Source organism: Rhodococcus quanlei (assembly GCF_055231015.1).
Map to the genome: position 1 here is coordinate 52,226 of NZ_JBUYWD010000010.1, position 20,166 is coordinate 72,391.

Below are 20,166 nucleotides of genomic sequence, written 5' to 3' on the forward strand. Positions count from 1 at the left end.
ACCGGCCGGTAGCGTGAATGTGAGATCGATCCAATTTGCGACACGGTCACCCTCGTCGGACCCGATCGAGGCAACAGTGGAAGGATGAGAGCGCGCCGACACTGTGACTGGGTGACGGTTCACTGCACTACCCGTCAGTAACCCACCCTGCGTGTGTAACTCGAGCACAATGGTTCACGAGCACAGGTTCACGACCACAAGTCGACACAACTCAATGAAACCCGAACACAACTGTCGAGGAGTCAAACGACATGGCCTTCTCCGTCCAGATGCCAGCTCTTGGTGAGAGCGTCACCGAGGGAACTGTCACGCGGTGGCTCAAGCAGGAAGGAGACACGGTCGAAGTCGACGAACCCTTGCTCGAAGTCTCCACCGACAAGGTGGACACCGAGATCCCGTCTCCGGCCGCAGGTGTCCTGACCAAGATCGTCGCGCAGGAAGACGACACCGTGGACATCGGTGGCGAACTTGCCCAGATCGGTGACGCCGGTGAATCACCCGACCCTGCCGCGGAGTCGACTCCCGAAGCCGCTCCGGCCGAGGAACCCGCTCCCGCGGAGCAGTCCGCACCGGCCGCCGCAGCCGAAAGTACGTCGACGCAGTCGAGTGGCGGCGGGCAAGCATCCGGGTCTGCGGAAGGCACGCCGGTGACGATGCCCGAACTCGGCGAGTCGGTCACCGAGGGCACTGTCACTCGGTGGCTCAAGGCCATCGGCGACGAGGTTGCCGTCGACGAGGCACTCCTCGAAGTGTCCACCGACAAGGTCGACACGGAAATCCCGTCTCCCGTTGCCGGCGTGCTCCTCGAGATCAGCGCGCAGGAAGACGACACCGTCGAGGTGGGCGGACAGCTGGCTGTCGTCGGGTCCGGCTCACCCGCGCAGAGTTCGGCTCCGGCACCCGAGCCCGAACCAGAGCCGGCACCAACACCGAAACCTGCACCTGCGCCTGCACCCAAGCAGGAGGCGGCGCCCAAGCCTGCACCGCAGGCTTCACCTGCTCAGGCGAAGCCGTCGAGCGACAGCACTCCGTACGTCACTCCTCTGGTTCGCAAGCTCGCCGCCGAGAACGACGTCGACCTGTCGTCCGTCACCGGCACCGGAGTCGGTGGTCGCATCCGCAAGCAGGACGTCCTCGCTGCAGCCGAGGCCAAGAAGGCTCCGGCAGCCCCCGCTTCCGCGACTGCTCCTTCGTCCACGGCTCCATCGTCGGCCAGCGCCGGTGTTCGCCCCGAGCTGGCCCACCTGCGCGGAACCACGCAGAAGGCCAACCGCATTCGCCAGATCACCGCGGCGAAAACCCGCGAGTCGCTACAGACGACGGCGCAACTCACGCAGACGTTCGAAGTGGACGTCACCAAGATCGCGGCGTTGCGCGATCAGGCGAAGGAAACCTTCCTCGAGCGTGAGGGCGTGAAGCTCACCTTCCTGCCGTTCTTCGCAAAGGCCGTCGTCGAGGCGTTGAAGTCGCATCCGAACATCAACGCCAGCTATGACGAAGATGCCAAGCAGATCACCTACTACGATGCCGAGCACCTGGGCATCGCGGTCGACACCGAACAGGGCCTGTTGTCGCCGGTCATCCACAATGCCGGAGATCTCTCGCTCGCCGGGCTCGCTCGCGCAATCGCGGACATCGCGAAGCGCGCGCGGTCGGGTGGCCTCAAGCCGGACGAACTGTCGGGCGGCACCTTCACCATCACCAACATCGGGAGCCAGGGCGCCCTGTTCGACACCCCGATCCTGGTTCCGCCGCAGGCCGCCATGCTCGGCACGGGTGCGATCGTGAAGCGTCCGGTGGTCGTCACGGACGAAGTCGGCAGTGAATCGATCGGCGTCCGATCGATGTGCTTCCTCCCACTGACCTACGACCACCGACTCGTGGACGGCGCCGACGCCGGACGCTTCCTCACCACGGTGAAACAGCGTCTCGAGGAAGCGTCGTTCGAAGCGGATCTGGGCCTGTAGCCAATAGGATTGGTTCTGGCCGGGGCGTCATCCCAGACCGGGATGGCGCCCCTACCGCGCTCAGGAGGTTGATGATGAGAGTCGTAGTGGCGGGGTCGTCGGGTCTCATCGGGACTGCGCTCGTCTCCTCGCTGCGCTCGGACGGCCACGATGTCGTCCGCTTGGTCAGACGCCCCACGGCCGGCCCCGACGAGGCACGGTGGAATCCCGAACGCGGAGAACTCTCCGTTGCCACGTTCGAGGGCGCCGACGCAGTCGTGAACTTGTGTGGTGTGGGCATCGGTGACGACCGGTGGTCCGGCGCCTACAAACAATTGATTCGCGACAGCCGAATTCTGGCCACCGACCTGCTCTCCGAGACCGTCGCGGCTGCCGGGGTTCCCGTGCTCGCCAATGCATCCGCAGTCGGCTATTACGGCGACTGCGGGCCACGAGTCGTCGACGAAAGCTCGCCGAACGGTGACGACTTTCTGGCCAACACCTGCAGCGACTGGGAGGGCGCAACGAAGGCCGCGTCTGCGGCCGGCACTCGAACAGTGTTGTTGCGCAGTGGTCTCGTGTTGTCACGCCGTCACGGCGCGCTCGGTCGATTGCGCGCCCTGTACTCGATCGGATTGGGCGGACGGCTCGGTGACGGACGGCAATACTTTCCTTGGATCGCCCTCGAGGACGAAGTCGATGCCATCAAGTTTCTACTCGCACACACCGAAATCGACGGTCCGGTCAATCTGACCGGACCGGCACCCGTCACCAACGCAGAATTCACGAGTGCGCTTTCTCGGGCGCTGCACCGGCCCGCACCCTGGGTGGTTCCGGGTTTTGCATTGTCCGCTGTGTTCGGCGAGTTCGCGCGCGTCGGACTGCTGGCCGGGCAACGTGCCATTCCCACCGTGCTCGAGGGCGCGGGTTTCGAGTTCCGCCGCAAGACGATCGGCGAGGCCCTGCACGCGGTCATCGAGATATGATTCCCACGGCGTAATCTCGACGGCATGGCTGCCACCCCCACACGATCGGCTCGATCGTCCGCCGTACCGATGAGCATCCAACGCCTCGGTCTCGTGGATTATCTCGAGGCGTGGGACCAGCAGCGTGAGGTTGCGGCCGCACGCGCCGACGGTGCCGGTGTGGACACACTCCTGCTACTCGAACACCCGGAGGTCTACACAGCTGGGCGCCGGACTGCCCCCGAAGATCGCCCCACGGACGGAACGCCGGTGGTCGATGTGGACCGCGGTGGAAAGATCACCTGGCACGGTCCGGGCCAGCTCGTCGGCTACCCGATCGTCAAGCTCGCCGAGCCCATCGATGTGGTGCGCTACGTCCGCCGCCTGGAACAGGCCCTGATCGTCGTCTGCGAGGATCTCGGCCTCACGTGCGGTCGTGTCGACGGACGTTCCGGTGTGTGGCTTCCCGCGGAGCCGCGGGACGGACAGTGGCTCCCGGAACGCAAGATCGCCGCAATCGGAGTCCGCGTGCAGCGAGGCGTCGCCCTGCACGGGTTCGCACTCAACTGCAATTCCGACATCGACGCCTTCGACACCATCGTTCCGTGCGGAATCACCGACGCCGGCGTGACGTCCCTGTCGGCCGAACTCGGTCGTGATGTGACCGTCGACGAGGTGACCGGGGCCGTGACGTCGGCGGTCGTGGCCGCACTGGACGGCGATCTCGAACTCACCGAGCACGACATCGAACGGGTCACGGTTCCCACATCACCGGAGACTCCGGGTACGCCGACTTTCACTACTGTTCAGTACAACTGACGACCTCTCCCCGGGCCCTGAACGCCCACCTGCGCGGCGTACGATCGGACGCGTGACTGTCACACCCGACAACTCCCCTGCCAGTGCCACCCCCGCCACTCCGGACGGGCGCAAACTTCTCCGCCTCGAGATCCGAAACGCGGAGACCCCCATCGAACGCAAGCCGAACTGGATCAAGACCCGCGCAAAGATGGGGCCCGAATACACCGAACTCAAGGGGCTCGTGAAGCGCGAGGGCCTGCACACCGTCTGTGAAGAGGCCGGCTGCCCCAACATCTACGAGTGCTGGGAAGACCGCGAGGCCACCTTCTTGATCGGCGGCGAACAGTGCACACGGCGCTGCGACTTCTGCCAAATCGATACAGGCAAGCCTGCAGAACTCGACCGCGACGAGCCCCGCCGAGTGGCGGAGAGCGTCCAGTCCATGGGACTGCGCTACTCCACCATCACCGGTGTGGCTCGTGACGACCTCCCGGACGGCGGCGCCTGGTTGTACGCCGAGACGGTGCGCAAGATCCACGAACTCAATCCCGGCACGGGGGTCGAGAATCTCATCCCCGACTTCAACGGCAAGCCCGACCTGCTCGACGAGGTGTTCGCTTCGCGACCCGAGGTGCTTGCGCACAACGTCGAAACGGTGCCCAGGATCTTCAAGCGCATCCGTCCGGCTTTTCGCTACCAGCGCTCTCTCGACGTGATCACCGCCGCTCGCGAGTACGGTCTCGTCACCAAATCGAATCTGATCCTCGGCATGGGCGAGACGCCCGAGGAGGTCAACGAAGCGATGCGTGATCTGCACGAGGCAGGTTGCGACATCCTCACCATCACGCAGTACCTGCGCCCGTCGCCACGCCACCACCCCGTCGAGCGCTGGGTGAAGCCAGAGGAGTTCGTCGAGCATTCGAACGCCGCAGAGGAAATCGGGTTCGCCGGCGTCATGGCCGGGCCACTGGTTCGCTCGTCGTACCGGGCGGGACGCTTGTACGCGCAGGCGATGGCCCATCACGGCCGCGAACTACCCGCGGGGCAGGAACATCTGATGGGCGGCGGAGACGCGTCGCAGGAGGCCGGTTCGCTTCTCGCACGCCTCGCACGCTGATTCGTTTCCGTCGCCGGAGCGGTGGCAAGCGCGCATCGCCGGCGACGTATCCTTGGGGACATGGCGAACGGCAGCAAGAGCAGTAAAGCGGGCAAACCCAGCAAGGAAGCGAAGGCGGCCGCCAAGGCTGCGCGCAAGCAGGCATCCAAGGAGCGTCGAACACAGCTCTGGCAGGCATTTCAGATGCAGCGCAAAGATGACAAGCTGCTCCTGCCGCTGATGATCGGCACCCTCGTCGGCTTGGCCCTGCTCTTCTTCCTCGTTGGCTTGATCTGGGGGATCGAGTGGTTCCTTCTTCCGGTCGGCATCCTGCTCGGCATTCTCGGTGCATTCATCATCTTCGGTCGCCGCGTGCAGAAAACGGTGTACAGCAAGGCCGAGGGGCAGGCCGGTGCAGCCGCATGGGCGCTCGACAACATGCAAGGTTCCTGGCGAGTCAACAGCGCGGTTGCCGGCACAACACAACTCGACGCAGTGCACCGTGTGATCGGCCGCCCGGGCATCATCCTGGTTGCCGAAGGCTCACCGCAGCGCGTCAAGTCACTTCTTGCGCAAGAAAAGAAGAAGACGGCCCGACTGGTCGGCGACACCCCGATCTACGACTTCGTCGTCGGTAACGACGATGGGCAGATTCCGTTGTCGAAGCTGCAGCGTCACCTCAACAGGCTGCCGAAGAACATCGACACCAAGCGCATGGACGCGATCGAGGGCCGTCTCGCTGCCCTCAGTAACCGTGGCGGTGGCGCAGCACTCCCTAAGGGTCCGGTGCCCGGTGGGGCCAAGATGAAGGGCGTTCAGCGCACGATCCGTCGCCGCTGAAGCCCGCGCCGCACTCTTCCCCTCCAACGAATGTCACACCGGTTCGTGTGAACTGAACCGGTGTGACATTCGACGGGGGCGGGGAAGTGAGACCCATGCTCAGCGGGTGTGGGTCAGCGGGTGCGAACGAGCGCGGTACCGGTGGCGCGATCCTGCATCCCGCGACCGTCGACGTCCGTGATGAGGCCCGGCACGACGAACACGAGCAACGCCTGTCTACCGAGAGCGCGACGGATACCGACTCGGTGGGGTCCGTCCACGCGGGCAACCTGCATCCCCAAGCAGATTTGGCCGGGTGTGAACGAGAAGATACTGACGGTCACGACGCCGACCGCGAACCACACCATGAGCGTGATCGTGCCGATCGCCCCCTGCAACGCACCCTCACCGATGATGAGGGCCGCGACACCGGCAGAGGTGAACCAGTCGATCATCAGAGCACCCACTCGCCGGCCCGTGCCGGCCAACGATCCGGGCCCGTCCGAGACCAAGCCGAGCCGCTCACCACGAAACGCCTGAGGAGTCCGCCCGTCGTCACCTTCTGGAAGTGCCGCAGACGGCCCGGAGAGCCAAGTACCCGTAATCCGTGCCATGCCTCCAAGGATAGGCGTGCGAGTCCGCCAACCGGCTCACGGGACCTCACGACCGGCAATTAGACTGTGTGCGCGGTCGATGACCGTGCGAAACAGCCAGGATGTTGCGACGCGTAACACGGGCGAAACAAAAGGTTGACCAGAGGGCAACACCAGGTCCATAGCGTCTGGCACGACGAATTCGCCAATACCCACTTGGCTGAAGCGACTTAAGGAGCACAAGCGTGGCGTTCACCACGGCCGAAGAGGTCATCAAGTTCATCAAGGACGAAAACGTCGAGTATGTCGACATCCGGTTCAGCGACCTGCCCGGCGTCCAGCAGCACTTCTCGATCCCGGCCTCCGCGTTCAACCAGGATGTCTTCGAGGACGGCCTCGCGTTCGACGGTTCGTCCGTCCGCGGCTTCCAGTCGATCCACGAGTCGGACATGATGTTGCTCCCCGACGTCACCACCGCGCAGGTCGACCCCTTCCGCGCCGCCAAGACGCTGAACATCAACTTCTTCGTCCACGACCCGTTCACCCGCGAGTCCTACAGCCGCGACCCCCGTAACGTCGCGCGTAAGGCCGAGGAATACTTGAAGTCGACGGGCATCGCCGACACCGCATTCTTCGGTGCCGAGGCCGAGTTCTACCTCTTCGACTCCGTGTCGTACGACTCGAGCATGAACGGCGCGTTCTACAAGCTCGACGCCGTCTCCGGCGCGTGGAACACCGGCTCCGACCGCAACCCGGACGGCACCCCCAACCTGGGCTACAAGGTTCGCCCCAAGGGCGGATACTTCCCCGTCGCCCCGTACGACCACTACGTGGACCTGCGTGACGAGATCTCGACCAACCTGCAGAACGCCGGCTTCGAGCTCGAGCGCGGCCACCACGAGGTCGGTACCGGCGGTCAGCAGGAGATCAACTACAAGTTCAATACGCTGCTCGCGGCCGCAGACGACCTGCAGCTGTTCAAGTACATCGTGAAGAACACCGCGTGGAAGCACGGCAAGTCGGCCACCTTCATGCCGAAGCCGCTGTTCGGTGACAACGGCTCGGGCATGCACGTCCACCAGTCGCTGTGGAAGGACGGCAAGCCGCTGTTCCACGACGAGGCCGGCTATGCAGGCCTGTCCGACATGGCACGCCACTACATCGGCGGCATCCTGCACCACGCACCGTCACTGCTGGCGTTCACCAACCCGACGATCAACTCGTACCACCGTCTGGTTCCCGGCTACGAGGCTCCCATCAACCTGGTGTACAGCCAGCGCAACCGCTCCGCAGCGGTTCGCATCCCGATCACCGGTAACAACCCGAAGGCCAAGCGCCTCGAGTTCCGCGCCCCCGACTCCTCGGGTAACCCCTACCTGAACTTCGCGGCGCAGATGATGGCCGGCCTGGACGGCATCAAGAACAAGATCGAGCCGCAGGCACCGGTCGACAAGGACCTCTACGAGCTCCCGCCGGAGGAAGCCCGCAACATTCCGCAGGCACCCACTCAGCTCTCGGACGTCATCGATCGCCTCGAGCAGGATCACGAGTACCTCACCGAGGGCGGCGTGTTCACCTCCGACCTCATCGAGACTTGGATCTCGCTCAAGCGCGAGCAGGAAATCGCACCGGTCAACCTGCGTCCGCACCCCTACGAGTTCGAGCTCTACTACGACGTGTGAGTCGGCTAGCGCGCTGACCTGCTAGAACGCTCTCGTCAGAGTCCGTTCGTCCGCAGTTCGTCCGCAGCAGTACGCAAAGAGTCCACCCGTTCCGCGATCACAGCACCGATCGCAGAGCGGGTGGACTCGTCTGCATCCGGCCACAAATGGCTGTACACATCTAACGTCGTCTTCGCGCTCGCGTGCCTCATCCGCAGCTGGACCGTCTTCACGTCGGCACCCGAGGCGATCAGCAGCGACGCAAGATAGTGCCGCAAATCGTGGAAGCTGAACCCCTCGGGTAGATCGGCCTCCCCCGACGCCTTCACCACTCGCAAGGCCCGTTCGATCTGCCACGGACCCGCAGCCTTCCCGAAACCGTCCGTCACCATGTTCTCGTGCGGCCACTGCTCGACGCTCCGCGATAGCAGCAGCGTCAACTCCCGAGGTATCGGTATGGGCGTATCGCTCCCGGCTGTCTTGAGCGGCTTATCGGGCCACTGCCGTTTCGGGTGGACCACTCCCCTGGTGAAATCGACGTCCTCGACCCGCAGCGCCGACGCCTCCGCAATCCGCAGACCAGCGAACGCACCGAGCAGGACCGCAGACCGAAACCACGGCGGCATCTCGTCATGCAGTCCCCAGACCTGCTCGGTCGTGATGAAGTGGAGCTTCTGCTTCCCGGTCGGCGGCGACGTCCGACGAGAGCACGGATTACGCCCGAGCAGACCATCGTGAACCGCGTCGCCGAGGATCTGCGACAACCGACCATGCAGCGCGTGGACGTACGAGTCGGCGAACCCCGACGCCTTGAGCTTCGCCGTCCAGGACTTCACTGCAGACGGGCGTACCGCCGAGAGCTGCAGCGGCCCGAACTCCCCCACGATCTGCGCAACGTGTGTGCGAGCCTGCCTGACCGTTGATTCCCGATGGACCGCGTAGCCGACGAGCCACTGCTCACACCACTGCTCGACCGTCATCTGCGCATCACGTGGCGCAACGTGCGTGCCCTGGACCAACGCCGAGGTCTGCGCGTCTAGCCACTGCTGAGCGTCCACCTTGCGATGGAAACCCTTCACGTGTTCCTGACTGGCATCGTCGACATACCTTGCACGCCAACGCTTGCCGCGTCCTGCCGTAGCCGATGGTCTGCCGTCCGCCTTCTTCCAGCGATCCTCGACGCCGGCGCGACGGTTACGACGCCGGGTCATTACGAGGTGGCTCCGGGTATTCACCCAGGATGAACAGTTCATCATGAGCGTCCCACCAAGGCTCCATCACGTCGAACTCCGCGAACTGATACCGGAGGTCGGAGTCCCTGCCTTCAGACAAGTCGGCGAGGAACTGGAGCGCATCAATTGCGTGCGCGTATGCGTCGTACGCCTTGTTTGCCCACGTGAACCCGTACATGAGTACCGGGTCTTGATTCGTGCCGTCGTAGCTCTGTAACGCCTCCTGGACCTCGAGCGTGAGCGGGGCGACATCCTCCACCCACTCACTCAAGCTCTCGGCAAGCTCTTCCCGAAATCGGTCAGCGCCTCGACGTATTCGATCAACCGCATACACCATGTCTCGCACCCTGGGCGCGGCCGTTGTCATCATCGCGTCCAAGCTGACGTTCAGCTCTCGAGCAATCATCAGGGCCTCGTTGAGACGGACTGGCCGCTGCCCCGATTCGACCCTCTGGATCGTTTGCTGGTGGAAAGGCAGACCCCATGCTGCCAGCTTGCGCGCAAGCTCGGTTTGGTTGAGCCCCCGCTCTTTTCGGATTCGGATCATCTGCTCGCGGAAGTTTCGCTCCCACGGAACGAGGCTCTCGCGGGCCTCATTCGGTTCATTGTCACGTTGGGAAGGCATGACGGGAGATTACAACGTTTTGTAGATCCACACCACACGTACTGTTTGCGGCAGCCGTGAACCTCTGGTAGTTGTTTTGTTGGTGAACATCAACAGGAGGTTGTAATGGCAGGCAGTAGCCCGCATTCAAACGTGACAACACAGATCGAGGAGTTCTGGCAGGCGAAGCAATGCGCGGAACACACAGGAATCCCAGAGGCCACCTGGCGGTACTGGGCGCACGTCGGAGAAGGCCCGAAGAGCTTCAAGCTCGGTCGTCGCCGCGTCTGGCGCAAGTCCGCCGTTCTCGCGTGGATCGAAGCGCAGGAGGCGATCGCCTGATGCCGACTGGAAACGAGAATGCCCTCGTCGGCGACCCCGTGGCGGCAACCACGGGCAACGAGGGCAACTCTGACTTCTCACAGCATCGCGCAGCAATCCAACGCCGTCGTGATGCAGCTCGGAGATTACCACCGTTGGAGGACGGTCGGCGAGATCCACTCGGACCGCCTACGGACGCGCCCGCCGCGTCGTACATCGCCCGCCAGCCCTGCACGCTACGGCTCCCAGCTCCCGAGCTGCCCCGTAGCTTCATCCCGCCATGCCGCAAGCGTGACCGCCCCTGGACGCAGCCCTGCTGCCTCTCCGAGTCGGATGGTCGCTGGCGTCACTGGACCACCGCAACCTGCACGAGGTGTGCATGAGCATCCCCTACGGCGTCGACTACGACGCAGACGGAAATCTCGAAGGCTCACTACTCAATGGAATGGTCAACGGCACTTGGCTCGATGCGCAGGTGTTCCCACCGCTCGAGTGGTCCGTCGAGGGAGTCCTGCCGGAAGGTTTCGGTCTCATTGTGGCGCCACCCAAGGCGGGGAAGTCCTGGTTCGTCGCGGGCATCGGTCTCGAGTGCGCAGCAGGCGGCATGGCACTCGGGAAGATCCCGGTCAAGCCGCGACCCGTCCTGTACCTCGCGCTCGAGGACGGACACCGTCGTCTGCAGGGCCGATTCCGAACACTGCTCGACGACGGCCCGATCCCGGCAGCGATGCACGTTCTCACCAAGGCGCAACCGTTCGAGGTGCCCGCCATGATCGCGGAGTTCCTGGAACTGCACGACGGTGAGAAGCCGCTCGTCATCCTGGACACCCTCGGCAAGGTGAAGCCACCAAAAAAGGCCGGCGAGGACGCCTATACCGCCGACTACGCGGTCGGATCCAAGCTCAAGGACGTCATCGACTCGGCACCAGGCTCGACGCTCTTGGTCGTGCACCACACGCGGAAAGCGGAGTCCACCGACTTCGTAGACGCAGTGTCGGGTACGCAGGGCATCGCGGGATCTGCAGACTTCGTTCTGGTGCTCTCACGTAAGAGGCAGTCTGACAGCGCAGTGCTCGCAGTGACGGGCCGCGACGTACCCGAGAACGAGTACGCGCTCACCACGGACAGCGGTAAGTGGTCACTCGACGGCATGGACCTCGTCGACGCTGCAGCCACCATCGAGAAGCGCAACGCATCCGAGAAGCTGGGAGATCTCAGCATCGACGTGCTGCAGGTGGTCAACCAGTCCACCGGGCCGGTACGTGCCGCCGATGTCGCCGCCAAGATCGACGGCATCGACCAGGACAAGGCGCGTGTCTATCTCAACCGCCTGGCCGACGCTGACCGGATCACGAAGGTCGGTCGCGGTCAGTACATGAGTGTTACGGCCGTTACGAGTGTTACGAACGATCAGAAACCCCAGGTCACCACCACAGGTTCGGATGAGGAGAACGTAACACTCGATATTCCGAGTGTTACGAACGAAGAATCTCGTCACGGCGTATCTACCAGCAGAAACGACGCGAACGTAACAGACGAAACGCTCGTAACACTGAGTGATGGTGAGAGCATCCCTCGCCGCATCTGGGACGAAGTAGTCGATGAACTACTCGATGGAACGAAGCGAGACGCCTCATGAGGCTTGGTTCCCAGCGCGCCGACTGGCGCATTCACTGGCACTCAAACCAGAAGCAGATCCTCATCGACTTCGGCACGTTGCGCCTCTACCTGCGTCCAGGCGAGGGCCGACAGCTTGCAGACCGTATCCACGACACCCTCGACAAGGAGGCCAACCAATGAGCAACCTCGACGACGCCTACAACGCTTGGCAATCCCTGAACCAACAGACCCGCGACGACCTCGACCACATGGCTCGCACCTCGGTGATCGAAGGACTTAGGTGCTACCCCTGGTGGTCACTGGAGGTCTGCCAAGAGCTGCACGTCTGGTCCCTGCTGTGGATCGAGGTACTGCAGGACCATAACCACTGGCTCCGCAAACTCAAGAACCGCGCAGATCGCAACGGCCGCGAGTGGAACCGTGAAGAGTTCTTGCGCCAGTGCCGACTGACCGAAGTCGGTGAGGACTGATGACGCTCAAGCCGTGCCTCGAGTGTGGTGAACCATCAGGTCAGTCTCGGTGCAAAGAGCATCGACGCAAAGACACGCGCACCAACCGCACGCACATCGCCTTCGGCAATGCCACCAGGTGGAAGAACCTGAGCCGTCGACTCCGCAAGATGTCCCCGTTCTGCGAGCTGTGCGGTGCCACCGATGACCTCACGATCGACCACATCATTCCCGTCTCGGAGCGTCCCGAGCTGGCGTATCGGGTGGAGAACTGCCGCGTGCTGTGCCGTCGTTGTAACGGGCGCCGTGGAGCAACGCCACCGACCGACGCCGAGCGCCGCGCAGTCGAGGACCGGCTCGAAGCATCACGGCAGCGTCGTATCCGGCACGCCCGATCGCTGGCACCGAACGCCTCGCCTAGGGGGGATGCCCCGGTCGAAGTGTGTCCCCGACCACTCGGCAAGGCAAACTTAGCGTTACACATCGGCGGTGATGTGTAATGCGTGCGGGACCGAAGGGCCAAATCACCGCTGAGCCGCTGTCATTCAAGGGCTGGCCGAAGGACCGGGCCAAGCGTCGGGAGCGGTTCATCCGCGAGTACCTCGTCGTCCCCAAGGGTGTCGGTGCCGGCAAGTCGGTGGCGCTGCGCGACTTCCAGAAGGACATCATTCGCGGTTCGTTCGCGCCGGGCATCCGTACCGCGCTCATCTCCCTGCCTCGTGCGAACGGCAAAACGGCGCTGGCATCCATGCTGGCGGTAGCCGAGTTGTTCGCCGGTCCGATGTCTGCCGAGGTTCTGGTCGTCGCCAGCGACCAGCGTCAGGCGAACATCACCTTGCGCATGGCCAAGCGCATGATCGAACTGCATCCCGAGCTGGCCGAGCGTGCGCAGATCTTCCGTGACCGGATCGAGGTTCCCGAGACCGACTCGACTCTCATGCCGTTGCCTGCCGAGCCTGGCGCTCTGCACGGACACGACCCGTCCCTGCTCATCGTCGACGAGCTGCACGTCGTCACCGAGGACGTTTGGGAAGCGGTCACGTCGGTATCGGGTAAGCGGCCCGAGTCGCTGACGCTGGCGATCTCGACGCCGGCGTCGTCGCCCGACAGCATCATGTGGCGTCTGGTCGAGCACGGTCGTGAGGGTGAAGATCCGTCGTTCTACCTCAAGGAGTACTCAGCTCCCGAGGGATGCGCGACGGACGACCGCAAGGCATGGCGCATCGCCAACCCTGCACTTGCCTGCAAGAACCCGTTTCTTGCCGAGGACGGTCTCGAGGCTGCACGGAAGACGATTCGTGAACCGGTGTTTCGTCAGCTTCGTCTGGGCCAGTGGGTGACCGGCTCGGATTCCTGGCTTCCGTTCGGTGCCTGGGATGCCTGCAGGGTCGACCGTGCCGCGCAGCCGGGTGAGCGTGTCGTTCTGGCGTTCGACGGATCAGCGTCGGGTGACTCGACGGCGCTGGTCGGCTGCACCCTCGACGGGCACCTGTGGGTGGAGGGCATCTGGGAGAACCCCGGTGATGCGCGCTGGCGTGTCCCACGGTCCGATGTCGACAACGCCGTTGCTCTGGCGTTCGACAAGTACGCGGTTACCGAGCTGGCGTGCGATCCGTGGGGCTGGCGCTCGGAGATCGAAGAGTGGTCCAAGCGTCACGGTGAGAAGCATGTTCTCGAGTGGAACACCGCGCACGCGCAACGCATGGCCCCGGCCACGGACCGCCTGTATCAGGCCGTGGCTACCCAGACCGTCACTCACGACGGTGATACCCGCCTGGCCGCGCACCTGGCGCACGCCGTTGCCAAGCGGACCCCGATGGGCGATCTCGTGTCCAAGGACAAGAAGAACAGCCCCCGAAAGATCGACGCCGCGGTAGCCGCGATCGTCGCGTACGACCGTGCCGCCTGGCACGCCAAGCAATCAACCAAGAAACGGACGGTTTCATTCGCATGATGGATCTACTCACCACACTGCTGCAAGATCTCGATTCCAAGGCCGCACGTCGGCACGCCCTCGACCAGTACTACGCGGGCACACAGCCGATGTCGTTCCTTGCACCCGAGGCAGCGACCGCACTCGGTTCCCGGCTGCAGTCGGTCAGCGTGAACATTCCCCGCCTGGTCGTCGACTCCCTCGCAGAACGGTTGCGCGTGACCGGCTTCGACAACGCCGACCTGTGGGCCGACTGGCTACGCTGCGACCTCGACCAGCAATCCAGTGTCGTGCACCGCGAGGCAATGGTCCTGGGCAACAGCTTCGTGACAGTGTGGGCCGACGAGACCGGCCGCCCGAAGGTCACCGCCGAGAGCGCTCACCAGGTGACCACGCTCTCCGATCCCGGCAGCCGCGTCGTCACAGCCGCGCTCAAGCGCTGGGAGACCTCGACCACCACCGAGGCCGCGCTGTATCTGCCCGACCGCATCGTTCGATTGCGCGCCAACCAGACCGGCGCAACGGTGGCCGGATTCCACACGGTGAAGGAGTACACGAACCCGCTCGGTGTCGTCCCGGTGGTCCCGTTCCGCAACACCGCCCGCCTGCTCGACAGTGGACGCTCGGAAATGGCCGACGTGCTCGCCCTCTCCGATGCTTTGGTGAAGCTGACCGGCGACATGCTCGTCGGCTCGGAATACGGTGCCCGCCCGCGCCGCTGGGCTACCGGCATCGAGTTGGGCGAGGACGAGGAAGGCAACGCCGTGAACCCGATTCCCGAGGGTGACCGGGCCATGATTTCAGAGAACGATTCCGCGAAGTTCGGGCAGCTCCCCGGTGCCGATCTCGGAGGGTACGAGGCCGCGATCGGTGTCATCATGCGCCAGATCAGTGCAGTGTCAGGGCTTCCCGAGCACATGCTCGGAATCGGCGGCGACAACCCGACCAGCGCCGATTCCATCCGCGCATCCGAGGCATCACTGACCGCCCGCGCCGAAGCACGTCAGGCGCAGTTCGGGCGCTCGTGGGAGGACGTGGCCCGCCTGGTCGTGGCCGTGCGTGACGGCGCAGATCCCGCCAGCATCCAACCGCGAGTGCGCTGGGCCGACGCCGCTACCCGTTCGGTCGCACAGGAAGCCGATGCCGTGGTGAAGTTGTTCTCTGCCGGACTGCTCCCTGCCTCGTACGCGCTGCAGCGGCTCGGATACGGCGATGACGAGGTTCTCGAGATCCGGCAAGCTCGGCGTAGCGAGGCTCTCGACGGCGCAGGAGTGGACCTGGCCGCACTCGCCAGCGGTACGGCATCGTGAGCTACCGCGACGCCCTTACCGCACTGTCAGCGGCCACCGAGCGGCAAGTCGTGGCCCTCTACAACCGATTCGTCGCGGGCGAGCTGACCAAGGATCAGACGATTGCGTTCATGGCGTCGGTCATCGCACAGGCGAACTCGAGAGCCGTCGCCCTGGCGGATATAAGCCTCGCGTCGACGCTCATGCTCGAACTCGGTGTGCCGGTCGCAACCGCCGGCATCGTGCCACCCGCCGACGACCTCGCTCGACTACAGACAGCCGCCGCGACTGTCCTCGTGGTCGCTGAGGCGTCGGACGCGCCCGAGTCGATAGTCGGCAGGCTCGGCAGAAACGAGCCGCTCACAACTGCCGCCAGATCGCACGGAGAAGCCCTGAAAAAGAATCGGAGGGTAAAGGGTTGGGTCCGAGACCTCGAACCTGACGCCTGCCAGCTCTGTACGTGGTGGTGGAGAGAAGGCCGCGTCTGGCCTGCCGCTCACCCGATGCCGCGTCACACCGGCTGCACCTGCTCACAGAAACCCGTGGTCTCAGACCGCATCAAGGAAACCGAGTACACGAGAGGACTACACAATGCATGACGAGGATCAGAACATCACTGACGAGACCACGGTCGAGAGCACCGAGGTTGAAGCACCCGACGAGCCCGAGCAGGACGAGACCGAGCCCGATACGTTCCCGCGCTCGGTGGTCGAGAAGTTGCGCCGCGAGAACGCCAGCTACCGCACCAGGGCAGCCAAGGCCGACGACCTCGCAGGGCGTCTGCACCTGGCACTCGTCGAGAAGACGGGCAAGCTCGCGGACCCGACAGACCTCGAGTACAACGAGGACCACCTTGCTGACGCCGACAAGATGGTCGAAGCAATCGACGAGCTGCTCGCCCGCAAGCCGCACCTGGCCTCACGCCGCCCAATCGGTGAAATCGGGCAAGGCGCAACCGCACCAGGCGGATCAGTAGACCTGGCCGGAATCCTCCGGTCACGAGCGAACTAAGGAGCAGGACATGGACCAGACCGCAGATACGTTGCTGACAGTGATCGAACAGCGGGCGAAAGCTGAGAAGATCACCCCGCAGTCACTCGAGCACCTGGCACGCGCCTACGCGCTCATCGTGCACAACCGCGACTAGACACCCCCTAGGGGTATCGTGAAGGGGACGTTCCTGGTGAGCGTCCCCTTCATCTCGTCCAGGCGGCGGAAGAACCAACATCCCTCCGTCGTAAGGACACAATCATGGTCGCATCGACCACCAGCACCAATTCCCTCATCGCCGAGCAGGTTTCGAGCTTGCTCGTCCAGCCGCTCGAGGCCGCGTCCGTCGTGCTCTCGTCCGGCCCGAAGATCTTCGACTCGTCCGAGCCGCTGCGCATCCCGACCCTGACCGGTGGCATCGCCGCTGGCTTCGTGGCTGAGAACGCCGAGATCCCGGACGGAGATGTCAGCTTCTCCGAGATCGGCCTCATGCCCTCGAACCGAACCAGCATCAAGGCGCTGACCAAGTTCAGCAACGAGGCACTCCGGCAGACCACGGTCGGACTCGACCAGGTTCTCAAGACCCGCTTGGTCAAGGACGTATCCGATGCCCTCGACGACGCCCTGCTCAAGGGTGACGGTGCCGCGAACAGCATCACCGGCATCATCAACCAGGCTGGCGTCCAGACCGGCGAACTCGACGTGACCAACCCCGATACCCTGCTCGACGCAATCGCGCTGGCAGCGGCACAGGAGGTCACCCCGAACCGTTGGTTCCTCAACGGCCAGGACTTCATCGCGCTCCGCAAGCTCAAGGAAGCCACCGGCAGCTCCAAGTACCTGCTCGAAGAGAACGTGCACGCCGATGCCACCTACAGCCTGTTCGGTGTCGCGGTGACCGTCTCGAACAAGTTGCCGGTCGGTAAGGCGATCCTCGCGGACATGTCGCAGATCGCCGTGGTCCGCGACATCGCCCCGAGCGTGACCCTGCTCTCGGAGCGCTACGCCGAGTTCGACCAGCAGGCAATCCGCGTGGTCACCCGCTACGACCTCGGTCTGCTGCACCCCGAGGGCGTCGTCGTTCTGACCGATGTGGTCTGAGCATGGCTGTCACAGGCCAGCAAGTAGCTGAGTTCCTGGGCCAGGGTGACGACGCCACAGTCGTTGCCCTGGCTGGGCAGCACGTGGTCATCATCACGGCAATGGCACAGAGCTACACCAGGGGCGAAGGATTCACCAGCGGGGAGCCGGCCGACGACATCGCGGCCGTCATCACCACCGCAACGGCTCGCCTCGTCGCCAATCCCGAACAGCTCGACTCCACGGTGGGGACGGTCGGTATTCGTGGCGGCTTCACCGGCTGGTCACTGGCGGAATCGTTCGTGCTCAACCGCTACCGGAAGAGGGCGCAGTGATCTATCACGACCGTGTCCACGTGCGCTACGAGGTCGAGACCGGAGAGACCGACTCTCACGGCAACCCGATCACAGAATCGGTGGACGTGCCGAACGTGCCCGCCGAGGTCGTACCACTGGGCACCGACAACATCGTCGACGGCACCCTGCAGCGCGTCGTATCCCGCTACCGCATGGTCCTGTCCCCGAAGGTGGACATTCCGCCCGACATCGGCAGCGCCCTACGCATCGGCTGGGGAGCCTTCCCGCTCGTCGCGGGGAGATCCACGTCAGGGCTCGGTGTCGACGGCACGATCGAACGGCACCTACTGCGCGGCCGACTGCATCACCTGGAACTCATCACCACCGCGATCGGTGTCTGAGACGTTCGTCCGCAGTTCGTCCGCAGTAGATCCAGCAGGCCCCGTTCGTCACCAACGGTGTCAGCGCAGAAACAGCAGGTGAGAGCACATACGTCAATACCTGCCAACAATCGCAAACACCGAGAACGATGTTCGAGCTCTACTACGACGTGTGAATCGGCACCGCCGACAGGACGTGTGAATCGGCACCGCCGACAGGACATGTGAATCGGCACCGCCGACAGGACATGTGAATCGGCACCGCCGACAGGACATGTGAATCGGCACCGCCGACAGGACGTGTGAGTCAGCGTCCGAATAAAGTCCACCCGCATGGTGTCACCATGCGGGTGGACTTTTCGTTGAAACGTCAGGCGCTCTCTCTCCTCGGGAACGCATAGAGCAGCAAGCCGACGATCAGCCACAAACCGAGGACGATGGCCGGGCCGACAATGGCGACCGAGTCGAAGAACGCAACATTGCGCAGCATCGCGGCGCCGGCGCCCGGCGGAAATGCCTGTCCGATCTGCTGCCACGGCGACGCGAGGAACTCCGGAGCGGTCGCCGCTCCCGAGAGCGGGTTACCCAGCAACAAGAGCGAAGCCGCACCCAGAGCGAGCCCGGCGAATCCCGCCGCCCAGCGCAGGCCGAGAATTCCAATGGCACCGGCCCCGATCACTGCGGTGAGCACGCCTGCCTCTGCGAAGTAGTTGCCGTCGAGGCTGCCGAATCCGAAGTGCAGGACCGCGGCAAAAGCCAGCCCGCCGAACACCGAGTACACGAGCACTCCCCCGATCTGCAGCCCCCGACGGCTGGTGAGGAAGCCGAAGACGACCGCGGGAAGAATCGCCCCCAAGACCATCGGAAGCAGTGCAGCCCGGAATCCGATGCCTTGCGGATCTTCAGCCGGCATCGGTACGACGTCCTCGACCGCGGGTTGCGACGCGTCACCCGTAGCCATCGACCGTGCCATGTCGGTCAGCACACCGGAAACGGCGGGGCTGGCCGCACTGGCCGTGAGCACGTGTGGACCTTCCGGTGCCGCGACGATGCCGCCATAGACTTCACGCTGCTCGATGGCTTGGACCAGTTCCGCTTCGCTGTCGTAGGTGGTCACAGCGAACGCGTCGGCACCCTTGGCCTCGATCCCCTCGGAGACCTGTGTTGCTGCGGCTGGTGGTCCGGCGACACCGAGCGGTAGGTCGCGTGGTTCCGACGACACCATTGGAAGCCCGAAGGCGAGCAACACGATAGTGATGACCGTGGCGAGCGCCAGCGGAACTGCGACGAGGGCAAGCAGCGTTGAATGCCGCTCCTTCTCTGGTGCACCGCCAACGACCTTCGAACGGCCGCCGACGTCGGTGGATGTGGTGGTCATGACTTACTCCTTCAACAGGCGATGAATTCAAAGTAGGAGACCGGCCCGACAGTTGTCAACAGCTGTTGAAATTGTTGTCAACGGTCGTTGAAACGCTGCTAACATCAGTCGATGGCAAGCACACGGCACCAGCGAACGGGACCCCGCGGAGGCGACACCCGTGGCGACATTCTGCGAGCGGCGCGTGAGTCGTTCGGGGAAAAGGGGTTCGACACCACGTCGATGCGTGCCGTCGCCCGCGCAGCAGGCGTGGACGTCGCACTCGTTTCGTACTATTTCGGCAGTAAGGATCAACTTTTCGCTGCGACCATGGAGTTACCGGTCTCACCGTCCGAACTCATCGACCGAGCCTTCGACGCGGGCGTGGACGAAGCCGGCCCCCGTCTGGTCGACACCTTTCTGCGCCTGTGGGACGACCCGGAAACAGGTCCGGCCTTCGTTGCACTGTTCCGGTCGGCCGCATCGCACGAACCGTCACGAGGAATGTTCGCCGAATTCATCTCGACGGCCATCATGAGCAGATACGCCATGCACCTTCCCGACCATTCCACCCGCCGCGCATCGCTCGCCGCGTCACAGCTGATCGGCCTTGCCGTCATGCGGTACATCATGAAGCTGAACCCCGTGGTCGAGATGACCCGAGACGAGCTGGTCGCCGACGTCGGCCCCACGTTGCAGCACTACCTCACCGGACCCCTGACCGACTGACCGAA

At 64.1% G+C, this 20,166-nt stretch carries 24 protein-coding genes; 20 read left to right on the plus strand and 4 right to left on the minus strand.

Annotated features, from left to right (window positions below; translation table 11 throughout):
* The first annotated feature begins 251 nt into the window (after nucleotides 1-251).
* The 5 genes from sucB to ACZI8Q_RS07785 all read left to right on the plus strand — a co-directional run bounded on the left by sucB (nucleotide 252) and on the right by ACZI8Q_RS07785 (nucleotide 5,648).
* Nucleotides 252-1,967 (plus strand): 2-oxoglutarate dehydrogenase, E2 component, dihydrolipoamide succinyltransferase, encoded by a 1,716-nt coding sequence (sucB, locus tag ACZI8Q_RS07765; protein ID WP_463372936.1) that lies wholly within the window; start codon nucleotides 252-254, stop codon nucleotides 1,965-1,967.
* A gap of 74 nt (nucleotides 1,968-2,041) precedes the next feature.
* Nucleotides 2,042-2,932 carry a TIGR01777 family oxidoreductase gene (locus tag ACZI8Q_RS07770; RefSeq protein ID WP_463373159.1) on the plus strand — a complete coding sequence of 297 codons (891 nt, stop codon included), beginning with the start codon at nucleotides 2,042-2,044 and terminating at the stop codon, nucleotides 2,930-2,932.
* Nucleotides 2,933-2,956: 24 nt separating this feature from the next.
* Nucleotides 2,957-3,730 carry a lipoyl(octanoyl) transferase LipB gene (lipB, locus tag ACZI8Q_RS07775; protein ID WP_463372937.1) on the plus strand — a complete coding sequence of 258 codons (774 nt, stop codon included), beginning with the start codon at nucleotides 2,957-2,959 and terminating at the stop codon, nucleotides 3,728-3,730.
* A gap of 43 nt (nucleotides 3,731-3,773) precedes the next feature.
* Complete coding sequence (gene lipA, locus ACZI8Q_RS07780) at nucleotides 3,774-4,829, plus strand: lipoyl synthase (RefSeq protein ID WP_463373160.1); 1,056 nt, start codon at nucleotides 3,774-3,776, stop codon at nucleotides 4,827-4,829.
* 60 nt (nucleotides 4,830-4,889) lie between these two features.
* Entirely contained in the window at nucleotides 4,890-5,648 is a 759-nt protein-coding gene (locus ACZI8Q_RS07785) for a DUF4191 domain-containing protein (RefSeq protein WP_463372938.1), read from the plus strand.
* 113 nt (nucleotides 5,649-5,761) lie between these two features.
* Here ACZI8Q_RS07785 and ACZI8Q_RS07790 read toward each other — a convergent pair whose 3' ends face one another.
* Nucleotides 5,762-6,241: an RDD family protein gene (locus ACZI8Q_RS07790; protein WP_463372939.1), complete on the minus strand. Its 480-nt coding sequence runs from the start codon at nucleotides 6,239-6,241 to the stop codon at nucleotides 5,762-5,764.
* A 224-nt stretch (nucleotides 6,242-6,465) separates the two neighbouring features.
* On the opposite strand from ACZI8Q_RS07790, the gene glnA reads away from it, so the two are divergent.
* Nucleotides 6,466-7,902 (plus strand): type I glutamate--ammonia ligase, encoded by a 1,437-nt coding sequence (glnA, locus tag ACZI8Q_RS07795; protein WP_463372940.1) that lies wholly within the window; start codon nucleotides 6,466-6,468, stop codon nucleotides 7,900-7,902.
* Nucleotides 7,903-7,937: 35 nt separating this feature from the next.
* On the opposite strand, the gene ACZI8Q_RS07800 is transcribed toward glnA, so the two are convergent.
* Both ACZI8Q_RS07800 and ACZI8Q_RS07805 read right to left on the minus strand, forming a co-directional pair.
* Nucleotides 7,938-9,092: a tyrosine-type recombinase/integrase gene (locus ACZI8Q_RS07800; RefSeq protein ID WP_463372941.1), complete on the minus strand. Its 1,155-nt coding sequence runs from the start codon at nucleotides 9,090-9,092 to the stop codon at nucleotides 7,938-7,940.
* Nucleotides 9,076-9,738, minus strand: a complete 663-nt coding sequence (locus tag ACZI8Q_RS07805; RefSeq protein WP_463372942.1) for a helix-turn-helix transcriptional regulator — start codon at nucleotides 9,736-9,738, stop codon at nucleotides 9,076-9,078. The genes ACZI8Q_RS07800 and ACZI8Q_RS07805 overlap by 17 nt, the downstream gene beginning before the upstream one ends.
* A gap of 132 nt (nucleotides 9,739-9,870) precedes the next feature.
* Here ACZI8Q_RS07805 and ACZI8Q_RS07810 point away from each other — a divergent pair, with 132 nt between their 5' ends.
* The 13 genes from ACZI8Q_RS07810 to ACZI8Q_RS07870 all read left to right on the plus strand — a co-directional run bounded on the left by ACZI8Q_RS07810 (nucleotide 9,871) and on the right by ACZI8Q_RS07870 (nucleotide 18,096).
* Entirely contained in the window at nucleotides 9,871-10,059 is a 189-nt protein-coding gene (locus tag ACZI8Q_RS07810) for a helix-turn-helix transcriptional regulator (protein WP_463372943.1), read from the plus strand.
* A gap of 358 nt (nucleotides 10,060-10,417) precedes the next feature.
* Entirely contained in the window at nucleotides 10,418-11,677 is a 1,260-nt protein-coding gene (locus tag ACZI8Q_RS07815) for an AAA family ATPase (RefSeq protein ID WP_463372944.1), read from the plus strand.
* Complete coding sequence (locus ACZI8Q_RS07820) at nucleotides 11,674-11,838, plus strand: hypothetical protein (protein ID WP_463372945.1); 165 nt, start codon at nucleotides 11,674-11,676, stop codon at nucleotides 11,836-11,838. The genes ACZI8Q_RS07815 and ACZI8Q_RS07820 overlap by 4 nt, the downstream gene beginning before the upstream one ends.
* On the plus strand, nucleotides 11,835-12,128 hold the full coding sequence (locus ACZI8Q_RS07825) for a hypothetical protein (protein ID WP_463372946.1): 294 nt from the start codon (nucleotides 11,835-11,837) through the stop codon (nucleotides 12,126-12,128). The genes ACZI8Q_RS07820 and ACZI8Q_RS07825 overlap by 4 nt, the downstream gene beginning before the upstream one ends.
* A gap of 149 nt (nucleotides 12,129-12,277) precedes the next feature.
* Nucleotides 12,278-12,607 (plus strand): HNH endonuclease signature motif containing protein, encoded by a 330-nt coding sequence (locus ACZI8Q_RS07830; protein ID WP_463373161.1) that lies wholly within the window; start codon nucleotides 12,278-12,280, stop codon nucleotides 12,605-12,607.
* Nucleotides 12,607-14,061, plus strand: a complete 1,455-nt coding sequence (locus ACZI8Q_RS07835; RefSeq protein WP_463372947.1) for a terminase large subunit domain-containing protein — start codon at nucleotides 12,607-12,609, stop codon at nucleotides 14,059-14,061. The genes ACZI8Q_RS07830 and ACZI8Q_RS07835 overlap by 1 nt, the downstream gene beginning before the upstream one ends.
* Nucleotides 14,058-15,350 carry a phage portal protein gene (locus ACZI8Q_RS07840; protein ID WP_463372948.1) on the plus strand — a complete coding sequence of 431 codons (1,293 nt, stop codon included), beginning with the start codon at nucleotides 14,058-14,060 and terminating at the stop codon, nucleotides 15,348-15,350. The genes ACZI8Q_RS07835 and ACZI8Q_RS07840 overlap by 4 nt, the downstream gene beginning before the upstream one ends.
* Complete coding sequence (locus tag ACZI8Q_RS07845; protein WP_463372949.1) at nucleotides 15,347-15,928, plus strand: hypothetical protein; 582 nt, start codon at nucleotides 15,347-15,349, stop codon at nucleotides 15,926-15,928. Before ACZI8Q_RS07840 ends, ACZI8Q_RS07845 begins: the two co-directional genes overlap by 4 nt.
* Nucleotides 15,921-16,340: a hypothetical protein gene (locus tag ACZI8Q_RS07850; RefSeq protein WP_463372950.1), complete on the plus strand. Its 420-nt coding sequence runs from the start codon at nucleotides 15,921-15,923 to the stop codon at nucleotides 16,338-16,340. The genes ACZI8Q_RS07845 and ACZI8Q_RS07850 overlap by 8 nt, the downstream gene beginning before the upstream one ends.
* A 10-nt stretch (nucleotides 16,341-16,350) precedes the next feature.
* Nucleotides 16,351-16,476 (plus strand): hypothetical protein, encoded by a 126-nt coding sequence (locus ACZI8Q_RS07855; protein ID WP_463372951.1) that lies wholly within the window; start codon nucleotides 16,351-16,353, stop codon nucleotides 16,474-16,476.
* Nucleotides 16,477-16,580: 104 nt separating this feature from the next.
* Nucleotides 16,581-17,420 carry a phage major capsid protein gene (locus tag ACZI8Q_RS07860; protein WP_463372952.1) on the plus strand — a complete coding sequence of 280 codons (840 nt, stop codon included), beginning with the start codon at nucleotides 16,581-16,583 and terminating at the stop codon, nucleotides 17,418-17,420.
* A gap of 2 nt (nucleotides 17,421-17,422) precedes the next feature.
* A complete protein-coding gene (locus ACZI8Q_RS07865) occupies nucleotides 17,423-17,734 on the plus strand; it encodes a hypothetical protein (protein WP_463372953.1) in 312 nt (103 codons plus the stop codon).
* Nucleotides 17,731-18,096, plus strand: coding sequence for a hypothetical protein (locus ACZI8Q_RS07870; RefSeq protein WP_463372954.1), 366 nt, complete (start codon nucleotides 17,731-17,733; stop codon nucleotides 18,094-18,096). The genes ACZI8Q_RS07865 and ACZI8Q_RS07870 overlap by 4 nt, the downstream gene beginning before the upstream one ends.
* Before the next feature lie 349 nt (nucleotides 18,097-18,445).
* On the opposite strand, the gene ACZI8Q_RS07875 is transcribed toward ACZI8Q_RS07870, so the two are convergent.
* Nucleotides 18,446-19,453 (minus strand): ABC transporter permease, encoded by a 1,008-nt coding sequence (locus ACZI8Q_RS07875; protein ID WP_463372955.1) that lies wholly within the window; start codon nucleotides 19,451-19,453, stop codon nucleotides 18,446-18,448.
* Between the two features lie 111 nt (nucleotides 19,454-19,564).
* Between ACZI8Q_RS07875 and ACZI8Q_RS07880 the strand changes: the two genes are divergently transcribed.
* The gene (locus tag ACZI8Q_RS07880) at nucleotides 19,565-20,161 is read left to right on the plus strand and encodes a TetR/AcrR family transcriptional regulator (RefSeq protein WP_463372956.1); all 597 of its coding nucleotides are present in this window, start codon (nucleotides 19,565-19,567) and stop codon (nucleotides 20,159-20,161) included.
* The last annotated feature ends 5 nt before the right edge of the window (nucleotides 20,162-20,166 follow it).

Bases quoted from the DNA above. Each gene is read 5' to 3' on its own strand.
- sucB (WP_463372936.1), top strand. From the start codon at position 252: ATGGCCTTCTCCGTCCAGATGCCAGCTCTTGGTGAGAGCGTCACCGAG.
- ACZI8Q_RS07865 (WP_463372953.1), top strand. From the start codon at position 17,423: ATGGCTGTCACAGGCCAGCAAGTAGCTGAGTTCCTGGGCCAGGGTGAC.
- ACZI8Q_RS07860 (WP_463372952.1), top strand. From the start codon at position 16,581: ATGGTCGCATCGACCACCAGCACCAATTCCCTCATCGCCGAGCAGGTT.
- ACZI8Q_RS07875 (WP_463372955.1), bottom strand. From the start codon at position 19,453: ATGACCACCACATCCACCGACGTCGGCGGCCGTTCGAAGGTCGTTGGC.
- ACZI8Q_RS07815 (WP_463372944.1), top strand. From the start codon at position 10,418: ATGAGCATCCCCTACGGCGTCGACTACGACGCAGACGGAAATCTCGAA.
- lipB (WP_463372937.1), top strand. From the start codon at position 2,957: ATGGCTGCCACCCCCACACGATCGGCTCGATCGTCCGCCGTACCGATG.
- ACZI8Q_RS07820 (WP_463372945.1), top strand. From the start codon at position 11,674: ATGAGGCTTGGTTCCCAGCGCGCCGACTGGCGCATTCACTGGCACTCA.
- ACZI8Q_RS07825 (WP_463372946.1), top strand. From the start codon at position 11,835: ATGAGCAACCTCGACGACGCCTACAACGCTTGGCAATCCCTGAACCAA.
- ACZI8Q_RS07840 (WP_463372948.1), top strand. From the start codon at position 14,058: ATGATGGATCTACTCACCACACTGCTGCAAGATCTCGATTCCAAGGCC.
- ACZI8Q_RS07785 (WP_463372938.1), top strand. From the start codon at position 4,890: ATGGCGAACGGCAGCAAGAGCAGTAAAGCGGGCAAACCCAGCAAGGAA.
- ACZI8Q_RS07850 (WP_463372950.1), top strand. From the start codon at position 15,921: ATGCATGACGAGGATCAGAACATCACTGACGAGACCACGGTCGAGAGC.
- ACZI8Q_RS07835 (WP_463372947.1), top strand. From the start codon at position 12,607: ATGCGTGCGGGACCGAAGGGCCAAATCACCGCTGAGCCGCTGTCATTC.
- ACZI8Q_RS07790 (WP_463372939.1), bottom strand. From the start codon at position 6,241: ATGGCACGGATTACGGGTACTTGGCTCTCCGGGCCGTCTGCGGCACTT.
- ACZI8Q_RS07805 (WP_463372942.1), bottom strand. From the start codon at position 9,738: ATGCCTTCCCAACGTGACAATGAACCGAATGAGGCCCGCGAGAGCCTC.
- ACZI8Q_RS07800 (WP_463372941.1), bottom strand. From the start codon at position 9,092: ATGACCCGGCGTCGTAACCGTCGCGCCGGCGTCGAGGATCGCTGGAAG.
- ACZI8Q_RS07770 (WP_463373159.1), top strand. From the start codon at position 2,042: ATGAGAGTCGTAGTGGCGGGGTCGTCGGGTCTCATCGGGACTGCGCTC.
- ACZI8Q_RS07830 (WP_463373161.1), top strand. From the start codon at position 12,278: ATGTCCCCGTTCTGCGAGCTGTGCGGTGCCACCGATGACCTCACGATC.
- ACZI8Q_RS07880 (WP_463372956.1), top strand. From the start codon at position 19,565: ATGGCAAGCACACGGCACCAGCGAACGGGACCCCGCGGAGGCGACACC.
- ACZI8Q_RS07855 (WP_463372951.1), top strand. From the start codon at position 16,351: ATGGACCAGACCGCAGATACGTTGCTGACAGTGATCGAACAGCGGGCG.